Source organism: Paraburkholderia sp. SIMBA_053, from assembly GCF_046534895.1.
Classification (GTDB): Bacteria; Pseudomonadota; Gammaproteobacteria; order Burkholderiales; family Burkholderiaceae; genus Paraburkholderia; species Paraburkholderia caledonica.
This window is the reverse complement of sequence record NZ_JAWRXU010000453.1, coordinates 1-289: the sequence shown is the minus strand read 5'-3', so window position 1 is coordinate 289 and position 289 is coordinate 1. Positions and strand designations below refer to the sequence as shown.

1 pseudogene is annotated in these 289 nt (G+C 64.7%); it reads right to left on the bottom strand.

Annotated elements, in window-relative coordinates:
• Positions 1-289: pseudogene (locus tag SB753_RS36395) on the bottom strand (helix-turn-helix domain-containing protein); the annotation flags it as partial.

Genomic DNA, 289 nt, shown 5'->3' with positions numbered 1-289 from the left:
GTTGATACGCGAGATCGAACAGCACGGGCCGCCGCGTCAGCGAGACGATCGCGCCGGTCTTCTGCACGACGTGACGGCATGCGTCGACCACGAGCGCCTCTGACGCGAGCAACGCTTCCACTTCGTCGAGCAGTAAAAGCCGCTCTTCGCCGCTTGCGATCAAACGCGCGGCGGGCAGCTTCAGCGTGTGCGAAGCGCTTTCCACTTCGGCGATCAGCGCGGGAATACGCGCTTCATAGGCGGCCTGTTTCGCGCGTGCGAATGCGACGCGAGCCGCGGCAGTCTGCAA